The sequence below is a fragment of the Endozoicomonas sp. SESOKO3 genome, from assembly GCF_024606255.1.
This window is the reverse complement of the sequence record NZ_JAHHPR010000317.1, coordinates 1-8,658: the sequence shown is the minus strand read 5'-3', so window position 1 is coordinate 8,658 and position 8,658 is coordinate 1. Positions and strand designations below refer to the sequence as shown.

Below are 8,658 nucleotides of genomic sequence, written 5' to 3'. Positions count from 1 at the left end.
GGGCTGCCGATGTCGTTCCTGGCGTTTCAGGAGGTACCATTGCCTTTATTACCGGTATCTATGATCGCCTGTTAAATGCCTTGAAGAGTATTAATCCCGGTTTACTGATCAAGCTTAAATCCGAAGGGATTGCTCAGTGTTGGAAGTATATTGATGGGAATTTTCTGATTCTGCTGTTTGGCGGAATCTTGTTCAGTATACTGAGTTTTGCCCATCTAATTACGTACCTGCTGGAAGGCTACCCGGAACTCATCTGGTCTTTTCTCTTTGGCCTGATATTGATTTCAGGCATTCATATGCTCAAACAGATAAAGAGTTGGAGTGTCTCCTCCATGATACTTCTTGTATTCGGTTGTTGTGTCTCTTATTTTATCGGGAGACTGACGCCTACATCTCTGACTCCTTCCTACCTGATGTTGTTCTTTGCCGGCTGTATTGCTATATCTGCAATGATTTTGCCGGGCATTTCCGGCAGTTTTATCCTGCTGTTGATGGGGTTGTACCCCGCTGTTTTAGCTGCCGTGAAAGGTCTGGATATTCTGGCGCTGACAGCATTTGGATCTGGATGTATTGTCGGGTTGCTGACATTTTCTCATGTCCTTGCCTGGCTGTTAAAACAGCATCGTGATCTGGCTCTGTCGCTCTTGACGGGCTTGATGCTGGGTGCCCTCGGAAAAGTATGGCCGTGGAAAGAAACACTGGAAACAAGAATAAACAGTTCGGGTCAGGAAGTTCCTTTTCTGGAAAGAAATATTTCTCCCTGGGCCTATGAAACGCTGTCCGGTCACTCGGCTTACCTATTGCCATCGATTGCCTTGATGTTGGCAGGTATCTTGCTGGTTGTTCTGCTTGAAAAATTCGGTAGTCGCTTTGTTGAAGATTGATTATTAAATTCTCTTTCTGAACAGTTAATCAACCGGTTCATTATCATGAACTATGGGTTGCTGATCTTCCCCGTTCCATAGCTCCTTTCTGGAATGGTATGTCGATGTTGCGGTCTAATGAACTCAAATCGATTGCCAATAGTGTGGAACCGGTCTGATATGAAAAGAGTGTTTCGGCAGTCGTGACATTTCCTAGGTGAATTTCGCCGAAATGTAGGCGTTATTACCTGTATTGATATATTTTTTTAGATTAAGAAAATTCAAATATATCTAAATTTATTATATTTTGAGGTGTGCCTCGGTGACCAAGTATGGAGCAGAGTGAATGACAGGCAATCGTCTTGAGCAAGAAATTAATTTGAGTGTTTGCTCAAGAATAGTCAGTTGGATAACATTGATTCTGTTACTGACCGGATGTGCCCATGATCCTTCCTCAGTTCAGGTTAGAGAGCTCAGGCTGCCACCAAAAGTAAGCAGTGGCAGTCATATAGTCCGTGACGGTGAGACCCTTTTTTCTATAGCTTGGCTTTATAGTAGAGATTTCATAGAGTTAGCTGCTATCAATGGAATACGCCAACCTTATACTATCTTTCCGGGTCAACATGTTAACTTGACTCCCTCAAGTTATGTATCCCGTTCTTCGAGTCCTGTAAGAAAGAGCACCACAACCTCATCAAAGTCTTATGTGGTTAAAAAAAAACCAGTGAAAACAGCTGATAAAACAGAACGATTATCCAACATTTCAAGCTGGCACTGGCCGGCCAATGGAAAAGTGGTGCGTATGTACAACAACGGCAATGGGCTGAATAAAGGGATTGATATCAGAGGCAAATTGGGAGAGCCTGTAAGTGCAGCAGCCACAGGCGAGGTCGTGTATGCTGGCAGTGAACTCGCTGGTTATGGCAAGCTGATTATTATGAAACATAACAACAGCTATCTGAGCGCTTACGCTCACAATAAGGAGTTGCTTGTGCGTGAAGGAGACTCAGTTAAAGCAGGCCAGAAGATAGCCGAAATAGGTTCTACAGGAACGACAGAGCCTAAGCTGCATTTTGAAATTCGGCATAATGGCAAACCGGTCGACCCAATGCGATTCCTGCCTGAACGCTGATTTCAATATGTGGTGTCGGTAGAGGGATCTCACGGGTGTCGGCTCAACCCTCAGTTGGTTGTTCGACAGACAGTGGGGCTTTCGGATAGGACTGACTCTTATGGCAGCAAAGAGGGATGACTCAGAGCAAAGTAGTTTTGCCGAGGATTTTACCCAGGGAAAGAGTGAAATTGATAACGTGCTGGATTCTGATCTTAATGAAAACGAAGAAGTTGAAGAGAAAGAACCTGCACCGCAGACGTTTACACCCAGTGCGTCAGATTACAGTAGAGCCCGTCGCGATGATGATGGCTTCTATAAGTCTATCGATGCCACTCAGCTCTACCTCAACGAGATTGGCTTTTCACCTCTGTTGACACCAGAGGAAGAAGTGCATTATGCGCGTCTTGCCCGTCGAGGCGTTGAGGCGGGTCGGCGTCGTATGATTGAAAGTAACTTGCGTCTGGTCGTCAAGATATCCAGGCGATATGTCAATCGTGGTCTGACACTTCTGGATCTGATTGAAGAGGGAAATCTGGGTCTCATCAGGGCGGTTGAAAAATTCGATCCTGAGCGCGGATTCCGTTTTTCAACATACGCTACCTGGTGGATTCGTCAGACCATTGAGCGAGCCATTATGAATCAGACACGTACCATTCGTCTTCCGATTCATGTGGTTAAAGAACTCAATGTTTACCTCCGGGCGGCTCGTGAACTGACTCAGAAGCTAGATCATGATCCAACCCCGGAGGAAATCGCTCATCTGCTGGATAAGCCGGTTGATGATGTTAAAAGAATGTTGGGGCTTAATGAGCGTGTCACTTCAGTTGACACGCCTTTGGGCCCGGATTCTGATAAGTCCATCCTTGATACTATTTCTGATGAGAAGGAGTCTGATCCGGCAGAACTGCTTCAGGATCTTGATCTCAACGACAGTTTGGACAAGTGGCTGGGTGAACTTTCTGAAAAGCAGCGTGAGGTGGTGGCCAGAAGGTTTGGTCTAAGGGGCTATGAAACCAGCACCCTTGAAGAAGTGGGCAAGGAGATTGGGCTGACAAGAGAGAGGGTCAGGCAAATACAGGTCGAGGCTCTAAAGCGCTTGCGCTCTATCCTTGAGAAACAGGGGTTGTCTGGAGAATCCCTGTTCAGTTGATAGCATTGTCTTGGCAATAAAAAAGCCATGATCTCGGGGTCATGGCTTTTTGTTTGGGGAAGAGTTGGTGCTCGAACCATTGAAAGCAGTTATCAAGACATTTCTGCATAGCTCTTAGCCCCCGGATATCGGGCGCTCTCAGCGTTCCAGATGCTCGAGCTTGCCTTTCACACCATCCCATTTTTCAGCATCAGGGAGTGCGTCTTTTTTTTCTGTAATGTTATCCCAGACGTCAGCGAGTACAGCATTGAGTTCAATAAACTCCTGCTGATCTTCCGGTACCTCATCCTCGGAGAAGATCGCATTGGCTGGACACTCAGGCTCACAGAGGGCACAGTCGATACATTCGTCCGGGTGGATAACCAGAAAGTTGGGCCCTTCGTAAAAGCAATCTACGGGACACACTTCCACGCAATCGGTGTATTTGCACTTGATGCAGTTTTCACCCACTACGAAAGTCATGATGGTTACACTCCGTTTGTTCAGGCTGATGGTAAGTCAGTCAAAATACATTTATGAAATGTCACCATCAGGAATGACATTTCTAATCGCATATCCCTTACTGGTTTGGCACACGGCTCAACCAGTTGAGGCGTAAAGTCTACCAGCATTGTTTATAAGGTAGTAGTTCAAGCGGTTATGAGCATAGTCAGTTTTTTGAAGTCAGTGACTTAAGATCGTATAGCAACCCGAGAGCTTGCCGGGGGGACAGGTTGTCAGGGTTAAGTTCCTTGAGTGCTTCGACGGCCGGATGTGGCTGAGAAGCTGTGAACATATCTGCCTGAACCGGGTTCTGTTTACAAACCGTTTTGGCCTGCCTTGAAGTTTGTGGCACAGTCTGTGCCGACGAGCCTTCTTCTAATTGGTGCAGTCTGGAGCGTGCCTGAGTGACTACATTTCTCGGGACGCCTGCTAGTTGAGCCACCTGTAAACCGTAACTCTGACTGGCAGGGCCATCCTGAACTGAGTGCAAAAATACAATTTTTTCGTCGTGTTCTGTGGCATTCAGGTGAACGTTGACAACTGAGTTGCACTCGTCTGGCAAATGAGTCAGCTCAAAATAGTGAGTGGCGAACAGGGTGAATGCCTTAACAGTATCTGCCAGGTGATGAGCACAAGCCCAGGCCAGGGATAAACCATCGAAGGTGCTGGTTCCCCGACCTACTTCATCCATCAAAACCAGGCTGCTTGCTGTGGCGTTATGAAGAATATTGGCTGTCTCAGTCATTTCCACCATAAACGTGGATCGTCCACCGGCCAGGTCATCGGATGAACCTATTCGGGTGAATATTCTATCTACCAGACCAATTTTTGCGTGACTGGCAGGAACAAAGCTTCCTACGTGAGCTAATAAAACGATTAATGCCGTTTGTCTCATATAGGTCGATTTACCACCCATGTTTGGACCGGTGATGACTAGCATTCTCCTGGTGGCATGGAATTCTATATTGTTGGCCACAAAGGGTTCTGTCAGCACCTGTTCGACAACCGGGTGGCGACCATCCTCAATATGGATGCCAGGATCCGAACTCAGTTCAGGTTTGCAGAAGTTCAGAGCCTCAGCTCTTTCTGACAGGTTGTTCAGAACATCCAGTTCGGAGGTGCTCATGGCCGTTTCCTGAAGAGGGCCCAGAGCTTCCAAAAGCTCGTCCATTAATTCGTCATACAGTGCTTTTTCTCTTGAAAGCGCTCTGCTTTTGCTTGATAGAGCCTTATCTTCGAACTCTTTTAATTCCGGTGTGATGAATCGTTCAGTATTTTTCAGTGTCTGGCGACGTATGTAGTCTACAGGGGCGTCTTCAGATTCTCTTCGGCTGAGCTCAATGTAATAGCCGTGAACCCTGTTAAAGCCAACTTTCAGACTGGGTAGTCCTGTCCTCTCTTTCTCTCTTTTTTCCAGTTCAACAAGATAATCGCCAGCGTTCTGACTGAGAGCACGAAACTCATCCAGCTCTTTGTCAAAGCCTTCCGCAATGACTCCACCGTCTCTGATGATGACAGGGGGGTTCTCGACGATAGACCGGCTCAGCAGATTAGCAACCTGAGGATGCTCGCCGATGGCTTCAGCCAGTTTATGAATGTCCTCATTATCAATCGTTCTGAGAATGATTTGTAGTTCAGGTAGCTGATTCAGGGCGTCTCTCAAGCGAGCCAGGTCTCTTGGACGAGCTGATTTTAACGCTACTCTGGCAAGAATGCGTTCAATATCGCCAACGCCGCGAAGCAAGGGTTGAATCTGCTCGAAGTAATAGCCCGATTTTATTGTTGAGATAATAGATTGGCGTTTTTGCAGCTTATGAGCGTTTCTAAGGGGGCGGTTCAGCCATCTTGAGAGCAATCGACTACCCATAGCGGTCGCTGTTTTATCAAGTACGGACAAAAGGGTGTGATCTCGACCACCATTGAGGTTCTGGCTTAATTCCAGGTTTTTTCTGCTGGCTGCGTCAAGGACTACGCTTTCTTCGCGAAGTTCCCGCTGTATGCTTCGAATGTGGGGCAGGGCGGTTCTCTGTGTTTCCTTGGCGTATTGTAGAAGGCAGCCTGCCGCCCCAAGGCCGATAGTCAACGATTCACAGTCGAATCCTTGCAGGTTTTTAGTTTGGAACTGGCGGGTTAATCCTTCATAGGCGCTGTCACGATCAAAGTCCCAGGGGGGGCGTTTGGTCGTTCCCGGGCGCTCAATAACCTGGGCCGGCCATTCAAAGCTGTCATTGATGAGAATTTCGGCAGGGTTGATACGCTCAACTTCTGCCATCAGGGCTTCTTCGCTCGCGACTTCTACTGCTGTAAATTGACCACTGCTGATATCCAGAGAGGCTATTCCATATTGATCTTCTGATCGGCTTAAAGCGGTCAGAAGGTTGTCCTGCTGTTCGTCCAGAAGTGCTTCGTCGCTCACTGTGCCGGGGGTCAGGATTCGAACTACTTTTCTTTCAACGGGGCCTTTTGTTGTGGCCGGGTCGCCAACTTGCTCGCAAATGGCGACAGAGACGCGAAGTCTGACCAGACGAGCCAAGTAACCTTCAACTGCATGGTAAGGGATACCTGACATGGGAATGGGCTCACCGGCAGACTGTCCCCGGGTTGTCAGTGTTATATCTAATAACTCGGCAGCCTTGCGGGCATCGTCATAGAACAGCTCGTAAAAATCACCCATGCGATAAAATACCAGATGTTCCGGGTGTTGCTGTTTGATACGCAGATATTGCTGCATCATCGGTGTATGCTGACTTAGGGTGTCTTTGCGCGGGCTCATAGATGAGGGTAAGCCTTGAATTCAGGTTGTTAATAAACAATCCATCATTTTACTATGAAAAGCTGGCTGTTTTCATGAGAACAATGGTTTATCTTTAGCCATTGGCAGCTATGGGCTGTTGAATGTATATCTAACTTTGATCAAAAGGCTTTTTCTCATATCAGCCAGAGGCGAGATTAATGTCCGGAGATTTTAACAAAAAGCTGGAACTGCTGGCCGGAAAGCTTCATGCCGCAAAATTGAAAGTGGCTGCTGCTGAATCTTGTACGGGTGGCTGGCTCAGTCAGGCTTTTACGTCTGTTGACGGCAGCTCATGCTGGTTTGAAGCGCCATTGTCAGCTACTCCAATAACATGAAGCACAAGTTTTTGGGTGTTCCTGTTGCATTGATTGATCGTTACGGTGCTGTCAGTCAACCTGTAGTGGAAAGCATGGCGTTAGGTGCGGTCAAGCGCCTTTCTGTGCCTTTGAGTGTCTCCATTTCAGGAGTTGCTGGTCCAGAAGGTGGAACCGATGACAAGCCGGTGGGTACTGTATGGATTGGTTGGTGTTTTGATGATCAGGTGACGACCGAGGTTTTTCACTTTTCCGGTAATAGAGAGCAGGTGAGAAGACAAGCCGTTGAGACTGCTCTTGATGGTCTGATTAAATTGGTGGATGCAATTTCCAGATAAATGCTGGACAAATATACAGATAGTGTTTAAATATACAGTATCTGAGGTTTTTAACATTTAAAGAATAGTAGCCAGCACACATAAGGTGGATTTGAATAATGGATGAGAATAGAAAGAAAGCACTGGCGGCGGCTCTGGGCCAGATTGACCGACAGTTTGGTAAAGGAACGGTCATGCGCATGGGTGAACAGAAGCAGGAAGCCATTCCAGCTATCTCTACAGGTTCACTGCAACTCGATATTGCATTGGGCATAGGTGGTTTGCCAAAGGGGCGTGTGGTTGAGATTTTTGGTCCTGAATCTTCTGGTAAGACCACTCTGACACTCAGTGTGATTGCAGAAGCTCAGAAGCAGGGGGCTACCTGTGCTTTTGTGGATGCGGAGCACGCTCTGGATCCTCAGTACGCTGGTAAGCTGGGTGTTGATGTTGATGACCTCTACGTTTCGCAGCCCGATACCGGAGAGCAGGCGTTGGAAATTACGGATATGCTGGTTCGCTCCGGTGCGGTTGATGTTATCGTTGTCGACTCCGTTGCAGCCTTAGTTCCTAAAGCTGAAATCGAAGGGGATATGGGAGACTCCCACGTCGGCCTTCAGGCTCGTTTGATGTCCCAGGCCCTGCGAAAAATCACTGGTTCTATCAAGCAGGCAAATTGTCTGGTCATTTTCATCAACCAGATTCGTATGAAAATCGGCGTGATGTTTGGTAATCCCGAGACTACCACGGGTGGAAATGCTCTCAAGTTCTACTCTTCTGTCCGTCTGGATATTCGCAGAACCGGTGCAGTGAAGCAGGGTGATGAAATCATCGGTAATGAAACCCGGGTTAAAGTGGTCAAGAACAAGGTTTCTCCTCCTTTCCGTCAGGCTGAGTTCCAGATTCTCTATGGTCAGGGCATTTACCACATGGGTGAAGTGATTGATCTGGGCGTTAAACAGAAGCTGGTTGAGAAGTCTGGTGCCTGGTACTCCTATAAAGGTACGAAAATTGGTCAGGGTAAGGCCAATGCGGCGCAATATCTGAACGACAACCCAAAGATTGCTGAAGAGATAGAAATGCAGATTCGAGCTGAATTGTTGGGCAGTGCTGAGCCTGGGTCAGAAACCTCCGCAAAAACAGACACAAAACTTCAGGATGAACTTCTAACAGAATAAGTTTTGGAAGCTCTGACAAAGGTATTCGACGTGCTGGCCGGGGGATTTGCTGACACGTCGCGAACATAGCTTTCATGAGTTTCAGGTAAAGCTCGATTCGTTACCCGGATTTTGACGTGTTTCTACCATTTGAGAACTTAAAAGAGGAAGGTCTCTAAAGTGATGGGAGCCTTATTGAGGTTTGTGTTCGTTCAAAAACTGAAAAAAGAAGTGATTCTGTCAGAATGTGCTCTGATTCGCGCAGGAAAAGACTGGCTGATGAAGTGACCTCATCTTTCAGTGTATGAAGACGGCGGCTGGAGATGGTCAGATCCCGCAGGCGCAGTGAGTTTCACGACAGCCTGTATCGTAGTGTCAGAGACAGGTCTAAACAATATCAGTTTACGGCGCATTGAGTGTTTGTCGTTCGTGAGATTTCCAACTTTCTAACGCACTGATCTGCAATGCT

General features: G+C 47.2%; 8 protein-coding genes and 1 pseudogene. 7 read left to right on the top strand and 2 right to left on the bottom strand.

What is annotated here, in order from left to right; all coding sequences use genetic code 11:
* The 4 genes and pseudogenes from KDK18_RS05555 to rpoS form a co-directional block, all read left to right on the top strand.
* The coding region (locus tag KDK18_RS05555; protein WP_257253790.1) for a DUF368 domain-containing protein at positions 1-884 on the top strand (884 nt) is incomplete at its 5' end.
* Between the two features lie 325 nt (positions 885-1,209).
* A pseudogene (locus KDK18_RS14705) lies at positions 1,210-1,482 on the top strand (LysM peptidoglycan-binding domain-containing protein); the annotation flags it as partial.
* Between the two features lie 105 nt (positions 1,483-1,587).
* The gene (locus KDK18_RS14700; RefSeq protein ID WP_257253791.1) at positions 1,588-1,995 is read left to right on the top strand and encodes a peptidoglycan DD-metalloendopeptidase family protein; all 408 of its coding nucleotides are present in this window, start codon (positions 1,588-1,590) and stop codon (positions 1,993-1,995) included.
* 100 nt (positions 1,996-2,095) lie between these two features.
* Complete coding sequence (rpoS, locus tag KDK18_RS05540) at positions 2,096-3,127, top strand: RNA polymerase sigma factor RpoS (protein ID WP_257253789.1); 1,032 nt, start codon at positions 2,096-2,098, stop codon at positions 3,125-3,127.
* Positions 3,128-3,265: 138 nt separating this feature from the next.
* Here the strand turns inward: rpoS and fdxA are convergent, their stop codons facing one another.
* The gene (fdxA, locus tag KDK18_RS05535; protein WP_257253788.1) at positions 3,266-3,589 is read right to left on the bottom strand and encodes a ferredoxin FdxA; all 324 of its coding nucleotides are present in this window, start codon (positions 3,587-3,589) and stop codon (positions 3,266-3,268) included.
* 187 nt (positions 3,590-3,776) lie between these two features.
* Entirely contained in the window at positions 3,777-6,383 is a 2,607-nt protein-coding gene (mutS, locus tag KDK18_RS05530) for a DNA mismatch repair protein MutS (protein WP_257253786.1), read from the bottom strand.
* Positions 6,384-6,562: 179 nt separating this feature from the next.
* On the opposite strand from mutS, the gene KDK18_RS05525 reads away from it, so the two are divergent.
* The 3 genes from KDK18_RS05525 to recA all read left to right on the top strand — a co-directional run bounded on the left by KDK18_RS05525 (position 6,563) and on the right by recA (position 8,210).
* Positions 6,563-6,739: a CinA family protein gene (locus tag KDK18_RS05525; RefSeq protein WP_257253784.1), complete on the top strand. Its 177-nt coding sequence runs from the start codon at positions 6,563-6,565 to the stop codon at positions 6,737-6,739.
* Complete coding sequence (locus KDK18_RS05520) at positions 6,736-7,056, top strand: CinA family protein (protein ID WP_257253783.1); 321 nt, start codon at positions 6,736-6,738, stop codon at positions 7,054-7,056. Before KDK18_RS05525 ends, KDK18_RS05520 begins: the two co-directional genes overlap by 4 nt.
* A 98-nt stretch (positions 7,057-7,154) precedes the next feature.
* The gene (gene recA / locus KDK18_RS05515) at positions 7,155-8,210 is read left to right on the top strand and encodes a recombinase RecA (RefSeq protein ID WP_257253782.1); all 1,056 of its coding nucleotides are present in this window, start codon (positions 7,155-7,157) and stop codon (positions 8,208-8,210) included.
* Positions 8,211-8,658: the final 448 nt, after the last annotated feature.